Origin of the sequence: Hydrogenophaga sp. (assembly GCF_036675665.1) — a bacterium.
In the GTDB taxonomy this organism is placed as follows: domain Bacteria; phylum Pseudomonadota; class Gammaproteobacteria; order Burkholderiales; family Burkholderiaceae_C; genus Hydrogenophaga.
Genome location: NZ_JAKFEO010000079.1, coordinates 17,083 through 33,785 on the forward strand (window position 1 = coordinate 17,083; position 16,703 = coordinate 33,785).

A 16,703-nucleotide genomic window follows, 5' to 3' on the forward strand; every position below is an offset into this window, starting at 1 on the left:
GCGCGCAGCCTCTACCCTCACCGTCGCCGGCTGGTCCGGACCCTGGTTCATGCAACAAACATACGCCCACAGGCAAGTCGAGCGCGAAGCGCACGCCCACTGGAACGCCACCGACGCCTACCGCGTGACGGAAGACACGAGCAAGAAGAAGTTCTACGCCTGCTCCATGCTGCCCTACCCCAGCGGCAAGCTGCACATGGGCCATGTGCGCAACTACACCATCAACGACATGCTCACGCGCCACCTGCGCATGAAAGGCTTCAACGTGCTCATGCCCATGGGCTGGGACGCGTTCGGCCTGCCGGCGGAAAACGCCGCGCTGAAGAACGGTGTGCCACCGGCGAAGTGGACGTATGAAAACATCGCCTACATGAAGCAGCAGATGCAGGCCATGGGACTGGCCATCGACTGGTCGCGCGAAGTGGCCACCTGCGACCCCAGCTACTACAAGTGGAACCAGTGGCTGTTCCTGAAGATGCTGGAGAAGGGCATCGCCTACCGCAAGACGCAGGTCGTGAACTGGGACCCGGTGGACCAGACCGTGCTGGCCAACGAGCAGGTGATCGACGGCAAGGGCTGGCGCACCGGCGCGGTGGTGGAAAAGCGCGAGATCCCTGGCTACTACCTCAACATCACCTCGTACGCCGACGAGCTGCTCGACCACGTGCAGATCGGCAACCCCAAGGCGACCCTCAACGGCTGGCCCGACAAGGTGCGGCTGATGCAGGAAAACTGGATCGGCAAGAGCGAGGGCGTGCGTTTTGCGTTCCCGCACACCATCCAGGACGAAACCGGTGCACGGATTGGCGACGGGAAGATGTACGTGTTCACCACGCGCGCCGACACCATCATGGGCGTGACCTTCTGCGCCGTCGCACCCGAACACCCCCTGGCCACGCACGCCGCCGCATCCAGCCCGGAGCTCGCGGCCTTCATTGAAGAGTGCAAGACCGGTGGTACCACCGAAGCCGAGCTCGCCACGCAGGAGAAGAAGGGCATGGCCACGGGCCTGACCGTCACACACCCGCTCACCGGTGAGGAAGTGGCCGTGTGGGTCGGCAACTACGTGCTGATGAGCTACGGCGATGGCGCGGTGATGGGCGTGCCCGCGCACGACGAGCGCGATTTCGCTTTCGCGAAGAAATACGGGCTCAAGATCCAGCCCGTGGTGGCGGTGGAAGGCGAGACCTTCAGCCTGGAGGCCTGGGCCGACTGGTACGGTGACAAGCAGCGCGGGGTGTGCGTGAACTCCGGCGTGCTCGATGGATTGGGCTACAAGGCCGCGGTCGACAAGGTCGCCGCGCTGCTGGCCGACAAGGGCCTGGGCGAGAAGAAAACCACCTTCCGTCTGCGCGACTGGGGCGTGAGCCGCCAGCGCTACTGGGGCACGCCCATCCCCATCATCCATTGCGCCGAACACGGCGCGGTGCCGGTGCCCGAGAAAGACCTGCCAGTGGTGTTGCCGCAGGACTGCATTCCCGACGGCTCGGGCAACCCGCTGCACAAGCACGAAGGTTTCCACGCCGGCGTGGTCTGCCCGGTGTGTGGCCAGCCCGCGCGCCGCGAGACCGACACCATGGACACCTTCGTCGATTCGTCGTGGTACTTCATGCGCTATTGCGACCCGAAGAACAGCGAGAAGATGGTGGCCGACGGAGCCGATTACTGGATGCCGATGGATCAGTACATCGGCGGCATCGAACACGCGATCCTGCACCTGCTCTACGCGCGCTTCTGGACCAAGGTGATGCGCGACCTCGGCCTGGTCAAGGTCGACGAGCCCTTCACCCACCTGCTCACGCAGGGCATGGTGCTCAACCACCTCTACAGCCGCCGCACCGAGAAGGGCGGCAAGGACCACTTCTGGCCGCACGATGTGGAAAACGTGCTCGACGAGAGCGGCAAGGTCGTGGGCGCCAAGCTCAAAAACCCGGCCACCAGCGGCGACGGCCTGCTGCCCGTGGGCACACCCATCGACTACGAGGGCGTGGGCACCATGTCCAAGTCCAAGAACAACGGCGTGGACCCGCAAGACCTGATCGAGAAATACGGTGCCGACACCGCGCGCCTCTACACCATGTTCACCGCGCCGCCCGAGGCCACGCTGGAGTGGAACGACGCGGCGGTGGAGGGCAGCTACCGCTTCCTGCGCCGCGTGTGGGCCTTCGGCCTGAAGCTCTCGGCCACCAGCGGCCTGGGCGCGCTGGCGGCCGGTGTGTCTGGTCAGGCGGTGTCCAAAGGCGCGAAGGCATTGCGGCTGGAGATGCACACCGTGCTCAAGCAGGTGGACTACGACTACCAGCGCATGCAATACAACACCGTGGTGTCGGGCGCGATGAAGATGCTCAATGCGCTGGAAGACTTCAAGCCCGACGGCTCAACCGGTGACAACGCCGCGCTGGCCGAAAGCTTCGGCATCCTGTTGCGCTGCATCTATCCCGCCACGCCGCACATCGCGCACACGCTGTGGACCCAACTGGGCTATACGGGCGAGTTGCTCGACGCGCCCTGGCCCCAGCCCGACGAGGCCGCCTTGCAGCGCGACGAGATCGAACTCGTGCTGCAGATCAATGGCAAGCTGCGCGGCAGCGTGCTGGTGCCGGCGAATGCCGACAAGGCCGCCATTGAAGCGGCGGCCCTGGCCAGCGAGGCCTTCGTCAAGCAAGCCGCCGGTGCGCCGCCGAAAAAAGTGGTGGTCGTGCCCGGCCGCCTGGTGAACGTGGTGATTTGAAAGCCCCAGCATGACACTCCCTCGTTCCTCGATCCCGCGCCGCCGCGCCTGGCTGCAACTGGCCCTGGGCGCGACCGTGCTCGGTCTGTCGGGCTGCGGATTCGCATTGCGCAAGGCGCCCACTTTCGCGTTCGACACGGTGCGCATTCAAGGCATGGAGGGCACCCAGGTGAGTCGGGAGTTGCGCGATGCCCTGCAGGCCAACGGCCTTCGCGTGCTCACCTCGGCCACGCCGGCCAGCGGCGCCGGTGTCCCGGCAGCCCAGGCCATCCTCACCGTGCTGGTGGACCAGCGCGAGCGCGTGGTGGTGGGCCAGACGGCGGCCGGCCAGGTGCGCGAACTGCAACTGCGCACACGCTTTGTGTTTCGCTTGCGCACGCCCACCGACAAGATCCTGATCGACGACGTCGAGATGCTGCTCGAGCGCGACATCAGCTTCAACGAAACCCAGGTGCTGGCCAAGGACGCCGAAGAGGCGATGCTCTACCGCGACATGCGCAGCGACATCGTGCAGCAGGTGGTGCGCCGTCTGGCGGCCGTGAAATCGCTCTGATCGCTCCATGCAGGTCGCAGCCAACCAACTCGCCGCCCAACTGCAGCGCGGCCTCAAAAGCCTCTACACATTGCACGGCGACGAGCCGCTGCTGATCCAGGAGGCGGCCGACGCGATCCGCGCGGTGGCGCGTGCGCAGGGCTGCAGCGAGCGCACGGTGCACACCGTGGCCGGCGCGCACTTTGACTGGGGCGAGGTGCTGGCCAGCGGCGGCTCGATGAGCCTGTTCTCCGACAAGCAGCTCATTGAAATCCGCATCCCCTCGGGCAAACCCGGCAAGGACGGCTCGCAGGTGCTGCAGCAGATCGCCCAGCAGGCCGAGAACAACGACAGCACGGTCACGGTGGTGATCCTGCCGCGGCTGGACATGGCCACGCAGAAGGGCGCCTGGTTCGCCGCGCTCGACAGCTTTGGCGTGACGGTGCGCGTGGAGCCCGTGGACCGCAAAGCCCTGCCGCAGTGGATCGCGCAGCGGCTGCAGGCGCAGGGCCAGCGCGTGGTGGCGGGCGACGAGGGCCAGCGCACGCTGCAGTTCTTCGCCGACCGGGTCGAGGGCAACCTGCTCGCCGCGCACCAGGAGATTCAGAAACTCGCGCTGCTGCACCCGGCGGGCGAGTTGTCGCTGGAGCAGGTGGAGTCGGCCGTGCTCAACGTGGCGCGCTATGACGCCTTCAAGCTGGCCGAGGCGGTGCTGGGGGGGCAGAGCGTGCGCGTGCAGCGCATGCTCGACGGCCTGCAGGCCGAGGGCGAAGCGCCGGTGCTGGTGCACTGGGCGCTGTCCGAAGACATCCGCACGCTGCACCGCGTGCGCACCGCGCTGGACGCCGGCCGCCCGCTGCCCATGGCGTTGCGCGAGAACCGCGTGTGGGGCGTGAAAGAGAAGCTCATGGAGCGCGCCCTGCCGCTGCTCTCCATGGCCACGCTCACGAAATGGCTGGACGACGCGCACACGGTGGACGGCATCGTCAAAGGCCTGAAGTCACCGGGTTGGCCGGCCGATCCCTGGCAGGCGTTGCAGCAGATGGCGATGCGTGTGGCTGGCGCCTGCGCGCTGCGCTGAAGGCTCAGGGCGAAGGCGCCAGCGGCACCCACAGTTCAAAACAGGAGCCGCGGCCCTGCACGGACCGCAGGCCCACACGGATGTCGAGCAAGCGGGCGCAACGGCTGACGATCGACAGGCCCAACCCCAGGCCCTTGTCGTGCGCCTGCGCCGCGTTGCCGCGGTAGTGGGGCTCGAAAATGAAGGCCTGCTCGTGCGCGGGAATGCCGGGGCCCGTGTCCCAGATCTGGATCAGCAGATGCCCGGACCGCGAACGGCACGACAGCAGCACGCCACCCGCGCTGGTGTAACGCATGGCGTTGGACACCAGGTTGCAGACCATGCGCTCCAGCAAAAGCGGGTTGCTGCGGACCTGGGACAGGCTGGGCAGCACCCGCCAGCGCAAGCCGCGCTGCTGCGCGAGCGTGACGAACAGCGTGTCAATGCGCTCCAGCATCTCCTGCACCGAGAACACCTCGGTATCCGGTTGCAGGTCATCGCGTTCGAGCCGCACGTTCATTGCCAGCGACGACAGCAGCTCGTCGGCGGCGAACACGGCCGACTGGATCTGGTTCAGCGCCTCGGTCGACAAAGCCTCGGTGCGCCGGCGCACCACGCTCTCGGTGGCCAGGCTCAGGGCGTAGATGGGTTGCTGAAGATCGTGGGTGATGGCGGCCATGAAGCGGGTTTTCTCCTGCAGCGCGCGCTGCGCCTCCTCGCGCGCGACCTGCTCCCGGGCGCGCTGCAGATCGGCCTCGGTGCGGGCCCGCCGCTCCTCGGTGATGCGATCGGCCAGCGCCAGCGACAGCAGCAGCATCTCGAGCGCCGATGCGATCAGCAGGCTGTTGTACAGCACGGGATGGGGCGGCAGCAGCCCCATGCGCAGCAGCACCCGCGGGACGACCGCGGCGACCAGACCACTCCATCCCAGAAGGAAGTAGGTGGCCGCCGGGGTCTTTTGCAGCACGCCGCGCACGCCCGCGATCATGATGAGCAGGACCGTCCACAGCGCCAACGGCAATGTCGGTCCGTTCATGATCGTCGGTGTTGGAACCCATGCCTGCGCCAGCAACAGCAGCCCCCACACGGCGGCCGTGCCGCGCAGCAGCCATGACAGGCGGGGACTCCGCCGGCCCAAATGCAGGAAGCTGTCGGTGAACAGCAAGGCAAATGCACCGTACACGTCGGTCATCGTGCTCATGAACACATGGGTGTTCAGCGCCATGTCCGTCCAGACGAAGTGGGGCCCCAGGCCCGTGCTGCCGAGCTGGAAGACGCCCAGACCGATCCCGAAGCCGACGTAAAGGCTGTAGGCCAGATCACGCAGCCGCAGTGCCAGAAAGCCGTTGTAGGCCAGCAGACCGACCAGCAGGCCGAAGTACGATCCAAGCAGGGCCAGCGTGCGTCGCTCTCGCTCGTGCCACGCGGCTGGCTCCCACAGATCGACCGGCACCTGCATGAGCCCCGCGCCTTGCACCCGCAGGTGCACGGTGACGGGCTGGTTTGCGTCGAGCGTCAATGGCAGGCTCGGCACGCGATCGCGCGAAGCGTGCCCCTCGCGCAGGGTTCCCAGACCCGCGATCGTTTGCCGCGGCGGCCTGTCCGCTCGCGTCTGCACCCATTCAACCCAGTCCAGCTGCGGGGTGTCGATGATCCAGATGCGCTCAAGCGTGATCGGCGAGCGCAAGGTCACGCGCAACCAGACCGGGTGGCTCAGGAAACCGAAATTGCTCTGGCCGGCGCGGTCGCGCAGCTTTTGCCATCCGCCCGGTGCGGGTTCACCGGTCTCCGGCCGCCACCGGCCCGAGACATCGATGAAATATTCCAACTCCTGCGAGAGCGCCACGCTGGCGATGTTCTGTGGAATGTCGAAGATCGGCTGAGCGTGGACCGCAAGGCCCACCAACCAAAGCCCCAGCAAAAGGAGTCTGGAAAGCCGGAACAAGGGTTGGTCCACAAGGCCTGCGCTGACAGCTCATGTGCGCCGCTGGGCCGCTTCCCGAAAGTCGCTCGGCGACACACCCGTGTGCTCACGAAACACGCGGCTGAAATGTGCCGTGTTGTTGAAGCCCCAGGAAAAAGCGATGTCGGTGATGGTGCGCTGTGTGCCACCGGACTGGCGCAGTTCACGCATGCATGCCTGGATGCGCTGGCGCTGGATGTAGTGGGCGGGCGTGTCTTCTTCGGCGCTGAAGGCGTTGTGCAGATGGCGCTTGCTGCAGTTCAGCGCCTGGGCGATGTGGTCCAGCGTGAGCGAGGGATCGCGCAGGTGCTGGCCGATGTGGACCCGGATGCGGTCGCGAAAGGCTTCGAGCTGGGTGACGCTGCTCTCGCGCCCGGCGAGCTCCTGCAACGAGAGGCGCACCAGTTCCACAATGAGCTCGCCCGCGCCACGCGCTGCCGTCTCACTCATCTGCGGCAGTTCCTGGTAGGTGGTGCGCATGGTTTCCAGCGCCACCCGGGCGATGCCGCTCACGCCACCCACATGCCGCGCCATCAGCGGTTCGAGCTTGAGGCCACGCTCGGTCAGCTGATCTTTGGGCAGCATCACGATCAGGTGTTCCACCCGCTCGGGATTGGCGATTTCGTAGCTGCCGGTGGTGTCGTAGATGGCCCAGCCGCCGGGGCGCACCCAGGCCTCGCGCCCCTGCTGCTGCACCGCCGCGCTGCCCTGCCAGGGCGCCACGATCTTGAGGTAGGCGCGGTCGTTGGCGCGCGCCAGTTGTGGGCTCTTGAGCACGCGGTGGCGGTTCGCTTCGAGCTTGGTGAGCACCACGTCGCCCGCGGCCGATGCGCTCATGTGGCCATCGAACCCGGTGTCGCCGTAGAGGTCGGATTCGAGGCCGCCGAAATGGGTCCACACCCAGTCGCGCCAGATGGCGGCGCGCTCGATCGGCGCCACGCTGTCGGTGCTCATCACGGAGGCAACGGCCATGGGGGTCTCCGGGGGTGGTCTGGGACACAAATTATCGGCCGCCCCGCGAGCCCTCGCTGTGCCCGAGGTTGAGGGTTTACCCGAGGCGTCATGCACGTTCCGGCAAGCAGGTAGTGCACCCACAGCACAGCGCGCGATCGCGGTCGTGCCTACCATTCGGCTCTCAGCCAACCCATACCTGCAGGAGACACAACATGGTTCAAGCCAATCGCCGTCTGGTCATCAAGAGCGCCGCCGCCGCGGTGGGCGCCATGTCCTTCGCTCCCCAGCTCCTGGCGCAGTCCGCGCCGGTGCGCATCGGGTATTCGATGTCGCGCACCGGCCCCTGGACGGGTGGCGCGCAGGTGAGCCAGGAGCCCAACTACCTGCTCTGGGCCGAGCAGCAGAACGCCGCGGGCGGTCTCGACGTGAAAGGCGTGAAGCGCCAGATCGAACTCATCAGCAGCGACGACCGCAGCGACACCGAGACCGTGGTGCGCACCTACGAAAAGCTCATGGGCAGCGACAAGGTCGACCTGGTGCTGCCGCCCTGGGGTTCCAACGCCAACTTCGCCGTGGCCCCGCTGGCCAACCGTTTCCAGTACCCGTTCCTGGCGCCCACCGCGCTCTCGCGCCGCCTGGTCGAGATGCGCCTGCCGTACTTCTTCCTGCTGCTGCAGCAGCCCGCGCCCATGACCAACGCGCTGGTCGACATGCTGAAAGCCAACGGCGTGAAGACCGTGGCGCTGATCTACGTGGACGACCTGTTCGGTCTGGAGAACTTCGCCGCCTTCAAGGTGGCGCTGCAGGGCAGCGGCATCACGCTGGTGGAAGACAAGAGCTACCCCGGTGGCGTGAAAGACCTCTCGCCCGTGCTGCGCTCGATGAAGGACAAGAACCCCGACGCGTTTGTCGGATTCACCTACCCGCCCGACACCATCCTGGCCAGCCGCCAGGCCAAGGAAGTGGGCTTCAACCCGAAGTTCTTCTACGCCTCGGTGGGCACGGCCTTCCAGCTCTACCGCAACGTGATGACCCCCGCCGGTGCCGAAGGTGTGCTGGGCATGGGTTCGTGGAACAGCAAGACCAGCCCGGCTGCCAAGGCCTACTTCGACGCGCACACCAAGAAGTTCGCGGGCAAGGAGCCCGACCGCTGGGCCAGCGGCGCCTGCTGGGCCGGTCTGGAGATCCTCACCAACGCGGTGAAGGCACAAGGCCTGGACCGCAAGGCCATCCGCGACTATGTGGCCGGCACCACGCACAAGACCATCATCGGCGACATCAAGTTCAACGGCAGCGAGAACGTGGGCACGCCGGGCACCGTGAGTCAGTGGCAGAACGGGGAATTCGAGGTGGTGTGGCCGAAGAGCGTCGCAACGGCGGCGCTCAATCCGGCAAAGCCCGCCTGGAAGTAGGGCTCACCCCCGCGCCGCGCCTGCGGCGCGTCACCCCCTCCAGGGGGCAATGCCTGCGGGCCGGCGGCGCCGGACCCGCGGCATTCTGGTCAACAACCCTCGCTCACCCCCACATGTCTTTCTCCGCCTGGCTCGAACTCCTCGCCTCCGGTCTCATCACCGGGGGCATCTATGCGCTCGTCGCGCTCGGGCTGAACCTGCAGTACGGGCTGATGCGCATCCTCAACATCGCGCACGGCGAGTTCCTCATGGTGGGGGCCTACCTCACCTGGATGGCACAGACCTCGCTCGGGCTCAATCCGCTGTTCATGGTGCCGGTGTCGTTCGGCATGCTGTTCGTGCTGGGCTGGGTGATCCACCGCCTGTGTTTCCGCCGCCTCACCGCCACCTCGCCCAACCTCGACATCTTTGAAGCGCGCGGTCTCATGGTGGCCTTCGGCTTGATGTTCCTGGTGCAGAACTTCGCCTCGTGGATGTGGGGCGGCGATTTGCGCGGCTACGACTTCCTGACCGAGCCGGTGCAGATTCCGCTGCCCGACGGCACGGCGCAGTTCGCCGGCAACAAGCTGCTGGTGTTTGCCCTGGCCCTGCTGTTCTCGGGCGCGCTCATCGTGCTCATGCGCACCACGCTGCTGGGCAAGGGCGTGCGCGCGCTCATGCAGTCGCCCACCGGCGCGCAGCTCATGGGCATCAACACGCAGCGCCTGCACCCGCTCATGTTCGGCATCGGCCTGGGTCTCTCGGGTGTGGCCGGTTGCCTGATCTCCATGTCTTACACCATCTCACCGTCGATGGGCGAGCCCTACACCATCACCGCGCTCATCGTCATCACGCTGGGCGGCTTCGGCAGCATGGGCGGCGCGCTGGCCGGTGGCCTGCTGCTGGGCGTGATCGAAGCCCTGGGCATGCACTTCACGAATCCCTCGCTCAAGGCCTTGTTGAGCTACGTGGTCTTCATCAGCGTGCTGCTCCTGCGCCCCGAAGGTCTGTTCTCGCGCAAAAGCAGAAAAGCATGAATTCAAGACAATTCCTCATCCGCGACCTGCTGGTCCTCTTCGGCCTCACCGGCTGGGCGCTGGCGCTGCCGGGCTTCGCCAGCGAGTTCGCCGTGTCAATGGCGCTCACCTGCCTGATGTACATCGCGCTCTCGTCGAGCTGGGCGCTGTTCTGCGGCACCACGCGCTACCTGTCGCTGGCCACCTCGGCCTTCTTCGGCATTGGCGCCTACACCAGCGCCATCCTGCTGGAGCAGGTGTCCTGGGCGCAGGCCATCGGACTGGGGGCACTGATCGCCGCGGCCGTGGCGGTGGTGATGGGCGCGGCCGTGCTGCACCTGCGCGGCACCTACTTCGCGGTGCTCACCTTCGGCATGACCGAGCTCATCCGCCACGCCATCAGCTACTTCGAGAAGAGCGTGACCGGTACCGTGGGCCGCGTGCTCATGGTGGTGCCCGATCGCGACACCATCTATCTCACCGTGCTCGCGCTCGCGGTGATCACGGTGGCGCTGTCCATCACGATCCGGCGCACGCGCTTCGGCCTGGCCATGCTGGGCATCGGGGCCGACGAGCAGCGCGCCCAGACCCTGGGCGTGAACACGCGCTGGGTCAAGGTGGCGGGCTTCGCGCTCACCGCCGCGGTGGCCGGCGCGGTGGGTGCGGCCATGTCGGTGCGCTGGACCTACATCGACCCGCACACCGTCTTCAACCCCTTCATCGGTTTCCAGACCGTGCTGATCGCGCTCATTGGCGGCGCGGCCACGCTGTGGGGCCCGTTGATTGCCGCCATCGTCTTCAGCGTGCTGGCCGAAACGCTGCGCCTGCAGGTGCCGCAGATCTACATGATGTCGCTGGGCCTGCTGCTCATCCTCTCGGTGCTGTACCTGCCGGGTGGCCTGGCTTCGCTGCGCGCCGAGACCTTCCGTGGCTGGCGCGATGGTGCCAAGGCGTGGTGGCTGGAAACACGTGATGACCTGAGCGGTGAGACGAAACGTCGCAAGTTGCGCGACAAACAACTCAGGGAGCGCCGCGATGTCTTCTGATCGCCAGCCGCTCCTCGACGCACGCGACATCACCGTGCGCTTCGGTGGCCTCACCGCGGTGGATGCGGTCAGCGCGCGCTTCATGGCCGGCGAACTCGTCGGCATCATCGGGCCCAACGGCGCGGGCAAGACCACCTTTTTCAACGCCATCTCGGGCGTGACCCAGGCCACCAGCGGCAAGCTGCTGATGCAGGGGCGTGAACTGAGCGGCAAAGGCCCGCACCGTTTTGCAGCCCACGGGCTGGCGCGCACCTTCCAGACCCCGCGCACCTTTGCCGACATGCGCGTGCGCGACAACATCGCTTTCGGTCTCAAGTTCGCTGGCCGCCGGCCACGCAAGTACATCTGGTGGGGCGAAGAGACGACCGTGCCCTGGGTGCTGCGCACGCCGGAGAGCATCCTGGGTCTGATCGGCCTCTCCGCCCAGGCCGATCTGCCGGCCGCGGCCATCACGCCCTCGCAACAGCGCCTGCTGGAAATCGGCATGGCCTTGGCCACGCGCCCGCGCATGCTGCTGCTCGACGAGGTGGCTGCCGGCCTGACCGAAAACGAGGTCGAGGAGATGGCGCGGCTGATCCGCCGCCTGCGCGACGAGCTCGACCTCACCGTGGTCTGGATCGAGCACGCCGTGACCACGCTGCTGCGCCACGTGGAGCGCGTGATCGTGCTGCACCAGGGCAGGAAGATTGCCGATGGCACACCCGCCGAGGTGGTGCGCAACGCCGAGGTGATCGAGGCCTACCTGGGCGACGAGATGAACGAGCCAGAGGAGACCACCGCATGATGTGGTACCGACCCACCCCCTTCGAGCTCGGTGGCGGCGCCCGCGCCCGCCTCAAGGTCGACGGCCTGTCCGCCGGCTACGGCGCCTTCCTGGTGCTGCGCGACCTCAAGCTCGACATCCAGCCCGGACTCACCGTGGTGCTCGGCCCCAACGGCGCCGGCAAGACCACGCTGCTCAAGGCGCTCAACGGCTTGATCCCGCGCGGCGGATCGGTGCTGCTCGACGGCACCGAGATGCCCGAGAAGACGCACGAGATCGTGCAGGCCGGCGTGGCCCTCGTGCCCGAAGGTCGCCAGTTGTTCCCGCAACTCACCGTGGCTGAGAACCTCGAACTCGGCGGCTGGCTCGTGCCCAAGGCGCAACGCGCCGAGCGCCTGGCCCGGGCCTTCGTGGACTTTCCCAAGCTCCAGGAGCGCGCCACCCAACTGGCCGGCACCATGAGCGGCGGCGAGCAGCAGATGGTGGCGGTCGCGCGCGCCATGATGTGCGCGCCGCGCCTGCTCATGCTCGACGAACCCTCGCTGGGTCTCGCGCCCAAGATGGTCGACGAGCTGCTCACCATCGTGCGCCGCATTGCCGACGCCGGCACCACCGTGCTGATGGTGGAGCAGAACGTGAAGAAGGCGCTGGCGGTGGCCGACCGCGGCTACGTGATGGAGCGCGGCGCGCTGGTGGCGAGTGGCCCGGCCAGGCTGCTCGCGCGCTCCACCGTGATCCGCGAGGCCTACCTGGGCGCCGACAAGGACCCCGCCACCGGCACCACCAGCGCCGCCGATGCCGTGCAACGCCGCAAGGCCGTGGCCACCCCCTGACACCGTGCAGTTGTTTATTTAGGAGAACCCCATGTCCGACATGTCCATGCTCATCAACGGCCTCAAAGTCACCGCCGAAAAAGGCGCCACCTTCGAACGCCGCAACCCACTCGACGGCAGCGTGGCCACACGCGCGCCTGCCGCGTCACCGGCCGATGCCGTGATGGCGGTGGAAGCCGCCGCCGAAGCCTTCAAGACCTGGAGCGAAACAGGGCCCAGCCTGCGCCGCGCCCTGTTGCTCAAAGCGGCCGATGCGCTGGAGGCCAAGACGCCCGCGTTCATCGAAGCCGTGTCCGCCGAGACCGGCGCCACCGGCATGTGGGGCGGCTTCAACGTGATGCTGGCCGCCGGCATGATCCGCGAAGCCGCCGCGCTCACCACGCAGGTGGCGGGTGAGGTGATTCCGTCCGACGTGCCCGGGTCGCTGGCCATGGGCGTGCGCCAGCCGGCCGGCGTGGTGCTCGGCATCGCGCCGTGGAACGCGCCCATCATCCTCGGCGTGCGCGCCATCTGCGTGCCGCTGGCCTGCGGCAACACGGTGATCTTCAAGGGCAGCGAGAACTGCCCACGCACCCACCAGCTCATCGTCGAGGCCTTCCAGGACGCGGGCTTTCCGCCCGGCGTGGTGAACTACATCACCAACGCACCGGCCGACGCGGGCGCCGTGGTCGAAGCCATGGTGGCCCACCCAGCGGTGCGGCGCGTGAACTTCACCGGCTCCACCAAGATCGGCAAGATCATCGCCATGACTTGCGCGAAATACCTCAAGCCCGTGGTGCTGGAACTCGGCGGCAAGGCGCCGCTGGTGATCCTGGACGACGCCAACCTCGACGACGCCGTCAACGGCGCGGCCTTCGGCGCCTTTGCCAACAGCGGCCAGATCTGCATGAGCACCGAGCGCATCATCGTGGACCAGAAGATCGCGGACGCCTTCGTGAAGAAGTTCAGCGACAAGGCCAAGGCGCTGCCGCTGGGCGATCCGCGCAAGCCCGAGCCGGTGGTGCTGGGCTCGGTGATCGGCATGGGCACGGTCAACCACTGCAACGAACTGATCGACGACGCATTGGCCAAAGGCGCCAAGCTCGCGTGCGGCGGCAAGGCCGACACCACGCTCATGCCCGCCACCGTGCTCGACTTTGTGACCCCCGCCATGCGCATCTACCACGAGGAAACCTTCGGCCCGGTGAAGTGTGTGGTGCGCGTCAACGGCGTGGAAGAGGCCATCGCCTGCGCCAACGACAACGAGTACGGCCTCTCGGCCGCCGTGTTCGGCGGCGACATCGCCCGCGCCTTCAACGTGGCCCGCAAGATCGACAGCGGCATCTGCCATGTGAACGGCCCGACCGTGCACGACGAAGCGCAGATGCCGTTTGGCGGCGTGAAGGGCTCGGGCATCGGTCGCTTCGGCGGCAAGGCCGGCATCGCGGAGTTCACCGAACTGCGGTGGATCACCTTGCAGACGACGCCGCGGCACTATCCGTTCTGATGTTTGGAAACTGCCGCTGGATTGGACGCTTCTTGCCGGTTGGAGGCTCTCAGTAGAGACCTCTGAGGGCAGTGCCGACTTGTTCCAAGGTCTTGTTGGTGGTGTTGGCAGCCTTCATGAACGCGGCTTCCGCATCAAGATGGCTTTCAGCCGAACAGACCAAGCCATGATCGCCCGGGGTGGCTTTGAGCACCGCCCGAAGGTAATCGTCTGCTACTCGTTCAATGAGTATCCAGAGCTTTCTGTTGGCAAGTCGCATGCTTTCGCTCAGGTCATCACCGAGATACGACCTACCCCAGGGAGTGCCTTTGCGAAAAGCTGTCAGGTCTTCCTCTTGCTGAAGACGAAGTGTGTGCTGGCCTGAGAGCCACGTTGCCCCCACGATGGTTCCAAGCAGACCTCAAAGTGCTGCATCCATCACACCATCTGCCTCATTGGCTTATGCCGCCTCCACATGCAACCTCACCCCCAAAGCCCGCGCCACCTTGAGCACGGTTGCAAAACTCGGGTTGCCTTCCGGGCTCAGTGCGCGATAGAGACTTTCACGGCTGAGTCCCGCATCCTTGGCCACCTGCGTCATGCCTTTGGCGCGAGCGATATCGCCGAGTGCGCGGGCAATGCCCGCCGCGTCGTCAGGCGCGTCGGTGAGCCAGGCATCGAGGTAGGCGGCCATGTCCTCGGGGGTGCGCAGGTATTCGGTCACGTCGTAGGGGGTGGTCTTGGTGGCGGTGGTCTTGGGCATGGTGGTCACTCCTGGTAGCCCTGTGCCAGGGCAATGGCTTTGGCAATGTCTTTGGTCTGGGTGGACTTGTCGCCACCGACCAGCAACAGCAGCAGCACGTTGCCGCGCTGCGTGTAGTACACCCGGTAGCCGGGGCCGACGTCGATTTTCAGTTCCGATACGCCGTCGGTGAGGTTCCGGTGCGCGCCTGGGTTGCCATGAACCAGTCGATCGACACGGACCAGAATGCGGGCACGCGCCATGGGGTCTCGCAGGCCATTGATCCATCGGCGGTAGTCATCGGTCTGCTCGATACGCATGGCGCAAGTGTAGCCTGTGAGCTACATCTGTCAATGCTGCCCTGGCTGCAGCGGCGCCGCTGGGGGCAACAGTCCGCCGCCCTGATGCTCGCACCGCCGCGGCATTACCCGTTCTGAACGCGGCCGCTGCGCGGACTCACCGTTGCGCCATGCGTGTCGGCGCGAACATGCTGCGTCCCAGCCACCGCCAGAGCCGCTGACCGTTGCGGCCCGCACCCTGCACCGTGAGGTCGCCGGCCCGGATCTTCTGCGCCGGGTCACCGTCGCCGGTCCAGATCTCGGTGAGTGCGCGCACGGTCGATTCCACCAGCACGCTGACGTCGTGGCCCGGGTCGTCGCGGCACAGGTCGGCCTCGTGGTGTTCCACCACCAGCCACCATTGCCGCTCGGCCACGGGCGCATCGCTGAAGCGGAAGTGGACGACGGTGCGCTCTCCGTCGGGGAACTCCTCCAGGCGCGCGAAGCGGCGGATGTCCCACATCAGAAAACCCGCGTCGAGCTGCTCGCGCCGCAGCCGGCTGCCGATCCAGCGCGCACCCCAATGACCGATGCCCACGACGATCGGTCGCAGTTCTTCGCCGGCGGGCGTGAGGTGGTACTCCCAGGTCTTGTCGGCGCGGCGCCGCTCGACGACGCCGATCTCTTCGAGTTTGCGCAAGCGCTGCGTCAACAGCGTGGCCGACATGCGCGGCACGCCGCGATGGATGTCGTTGAAGCGATGGCTGCCGCAGAGCAACTCGCGCACCACCAGCGGTGTCCACACGGCACCCAGCACCTCCGCGCCCCGCGCGACCGTACAGAACTGCATGTAGTCGATCATGCGGATCAGTCTAGCGGTGCGCAGGTCGGCTGCCTACTCCAGATTCTGGACTTGAAGGTGCGTGGCGCCCGGCTTAACTTGAAGCCAGACCGCACACGTCGCGCGGTCCAGTCCAAGGAGCACTGCCATGACCGAGACCCTCATTCCCCGTCCCGCTTCCCCAGCCGTCTTTGACGCCGAGAAGTTCCGCCAGACCACACGCGCGCAGTGGGAAAACGCCGCCGAAGCCTGGGACCGCTGGGGCCCCTTGCTGGCCCGCTGGCTCGGGCCCGCGACCGAAGCCATGCTGGACATGGCGGCGGTGGGGCCTGGCGCGCGCGTGCTCGACGTGGCGGCCGGCGCGGGCGAACAAACCCTGGTCGCCGCGCGCCGAGTGGGCACGCGCGGCCATGTGCTGGCCACCGACATCTCGCCGGCGATTCTTCGCTACGCCGCATCGGCGGCCGAACAGGCCGGCCTGTCGAACGTGGAAATCCGTGAGCTCGATGGTGAGCGCCACGACCTGTTGCCCGGCGCCACCTTCGACGCCGCGGTATCGCGCGTCGGCCTGATCTACTTTCCCGACCAGCAGCGCGCGCTCGCCGGCATCCGTCACGCACTGAAGCCGGGTGGGCGCTTCGCCGCGGTGGTGTATTCCACGGCCGAACGCAATCCCTTCTTTGCCGTGCCGGTCGGCATCATCCGGCGCCGTGCGCAGTTGCCACCACCCCTGCCGGGGCAACCCGGGCCGTTCTCGCTGGGCGGTGAAGGCGTGCTGGCGAAAGTGCTGGAGCAAGCGGGCTTTCGCGACGTGGAGGTGCGCAAGGTCGACTCCCCCGTCCGTCTGCCGACGGCCACCGAGTGCGTGCGCTTCGAGCGGGAATCCTTCGGCGCGCTGCACCAGATGATGGCCAGCTTGAGCGACGACGAGCGCACCGACACGTGGAGAGAAATCGAGGAAGCCTTGCTCCGCTTCGAAACCCCGTCGGAGGGTTTCGTTGGGCCGTGCGAGATGCTGGTCGGGGCGGGCACGCGCTGAGCGGAAAGCCCTGACGGTGGTGGTGACTTTCATATGCAACTCATAATGT

16 protein-coding genes are annotated in these 16,703 nt (G+C 66.8%); 10 read left to right on the plus strand and 6 right to left on the minus strand.

Annotation, left to right across the window (positions count from 1 at the left end; all coding sequences use genetic code 11):
• Positions 1 to 49 precede the first annotated feature (49 nt).
• The 3 genes from leuS to holA are packed head-to-tail and all read left to right on the plus strand — an operon-like array spanning position 50 to position 4,344.
• Positions 50 to 2,731, plus strand: coding sequence for a leucine--tRNA ligase (leuS, locus tag V6M63_RS19385; protein ID WP_332744538.1), 2,682 nt, complete (start codon positions 50 to 52; stop codon positions 2,729 to 2,731).
• Positions 2,732 to 2,741: 10 nt separating this feature from the next.
• Positions 2,742 to 3,284, plus strand: a complete 543-nt coding sequence (locus V6M63_RS19390) for an LPS-assembly lipoprotein LptE (RefSeq protein WP_332744540.1) — start codon at positions 2,742 to 2,744, stop codon at positions 3,282 to 3,284.
• 7 nt (positions 3,285 to 3,291) lie between these two features.
• On the plus strand, positions 3,292 to 4,344 hold the full coding sequence (holA, locus tag V6M63_RS19395; RefSeq protein ID WP_332744542.1) for a DNA polymerase III subunit delta: 1,053 nt from the start codon (positions 3,292 to 3,294) through the stop codon (positions 4,342 to 4,344).
• 4 nt (positions 4,345 to 4,348) lie between these two features.
• Here holA and V6M63_RS19400 read toward each other — a convergent pair whose 3' ends face one another.
• Together V6M63_RS19400 and V6M63_RS19405 are read right to left on the minus strand one after the other, a co-directional pair.
• Entirely contained in the window at positions 4,349 to 6,226 is a 1,878-nt protein-coding gene (locus V6M63_RS19400) for a sensor histidine kinase (RefSeq protein WP_332744544.1), read from the minus strand.
• Between the two features lie 72 nt (positions 6,227 to 6,298).
• Positions 6,299 to 7,258: a helix-turn-helix domain-containing protein gene (locus V6M63_RS19405; protein WP_332744546.1), complete on the minus strand. Its 960-nt coding sequence runs from the start codon at positions 7,256 to 7,258 to the stop codon at positions 6,299 to 6,301.
• A gap of 194 nt (positions 7,259 to 7,452) precedes the next feature.
• On the opposite strand from V6M63_RS19405, the gene V6M63_RS19410 reads away from it, so the two are divergent.
• The 6 genes from V6M63_RS19410 (at position 7,453) to V6M63_RS19435 (ending at position 13,775) form a co-directional block, all read left to right on the plus strand.
• Entirely contained in the window at positions 7,453 to 8,652 is a 1,200-nt protein-coding gene (locus tag V6M63_RS19410; RefSeq protein WP_332744548.1) for an amino acid ABC transporter substrate-binding protein, read from the plus strand.
• A 113-nt stretch (positions 8,653 to 8,765) separates the two neighbouring features.
• Positions 8,766 to 9,668, plus strand: a complete 903-nt coding sequence (locus V6M63_RS19415; RefSeq protein ID WP_332744550.1) for a branched-chain amino acid ABC transporter permease — start codon at positions 8,766 to 8,768, stop codon at positions 9,666 to 9,668.
• Positions 9,665 to 10,693 carry a branched-chain amino acid ABC transporter permease gene (locus V6M63_RS19420; protein ID WP_332744552.1) on the plus strand — a complete coding sequence of 343 codons (1,029 nt, stop codon included), beginning with the start codon at positions 9,665 to 9,667 and terminating at the stop codon, positions 10,691 to 10,693. The genes V6M63_RS19415 and V6M63_RS19420 overlap by 4 nt, the downstream gene beginning before the upstream one ends.
• Complete coding sequence (locus tag V6M63_RS19425) at positions 10,683 to 11,477, plus strand: ABC transporter ATP-binding protein (protein WP_332744554.1); 795 nt, start codon at positions 10,683 to 10,685, stop codon at positions 11,475 to 11,477. Before V6M63_RS19420 ends, V6M63_RS19425 begins: the two co-directional genes overlap by 11 nt.
• Positions 11,474 to 12,289 carry an ABC transporter ATP-binding protein gene (locus tag V6M63_RS19430; protein WP_332744556.1) on the plus strand — a complete coding sequence of 272 codons (816 nt, stop codon included), beginning with the start codon at positions 11,474 to 11,476 and terminating at the stop codon, positions 12,287 to 12,289. The genes V6M63_RS19425 and V6M63_RS19430 overlap by 4 nt, the downstream gene beginning before the upstream one ends.
• Before the next feature lie 31 nt (positions 12,290 to 12,320).
• Positions 12,321 to 13,775: an aldehyde dehydrogenase gene (locus V6M63_RS19435; protein WP_332744558.1), complete on the plus strand. Its 1,455-nt coding sequence runs from the start codon at positions 12,321 to 12,323 to the stop codon at positions 13,773 to 13,775.
• 49 nt (positions 13,776 to 13,824) lie between these two features.
• Here the strand turns inward: V6M63_RS19435 and V6M63_RS19440 are convergent, their stop codons facing one another.
• The 4 genes from V6M63_RS19440 to V6M63_RS19455 all read right to left on the minus strand — a co-directional run bounded on the left by V6M63_RS19440 (position 13,825) and on the right by V6M63_RS19455 (position 15,636).
• Positions 13,825 to 14,034: a hypothetical protein gene (locus V6M63_RS19440; protein ID WP_332744560.1), complete on the minus strand. Its 210-nt coding sequence runs from the start codon at positions 14,032 to 14,034 to the stop codon at positions 13,825 to 13,827.
• Positions 14,035 to 14,214: 180 nt separating this feature from the next.
• Positions 14,215 to 14,517: an addiction module antidote protein gene (locus V6M63_RS19445; RefSeq protein WP_332744561.1), complete on the minus strand. Its 303-nt coding sequence runs from the start codon at positions 14,515 to 14,517 to the stop codon at positions 14,215 to 14,217.
• A 5-nt stretch (positions 14,518 to 14,522) separates the two neighbouring features.
• Positions 14,523 to 14,816, minus strand: coding sequence for a type II toxin-antitoxin system RelE/ParE family toxin (locus V6M63_RS19450; RefSeq protein WP_332744562.1), 294 nt, complete (start codon positions 14,814 to 14,816; stop codon positions 14,523 to 14,525).
• 136 nt (positions 14,817 to 14,952) lie between these two features.
• Positions 14,953 to 15,636 (minus strand): winged helix-turn-helix transcriptional regulator, encoded by a 684-nt coding sequence (locus tag V6M63_RS19455; RefSeq protein ID WP_332744563.1) that lies wholly within the window; start codon positions 15,634 to 15,636, stop codon positions 14,953 to 14,955.
• Between the two features lie 127 nt (positions 15,637 to 15,763).
• Here V6M63_RS19455 and V6M63_RS19460 point away from each other — a divergent pair, with 127 nt between their 5' ends.
• Entirely contained in the window at positions 15,764 to 16,654 is an 891-nt protein-coding gene (locus tag V6M63_RS19460) for a class I SAM-dependent methyltransferase (RefSeq protein ID WP_332744564.1), read from the plus strand.
• Positions 16,655 to 16,703: the final 49 nt, after the last annotated feature.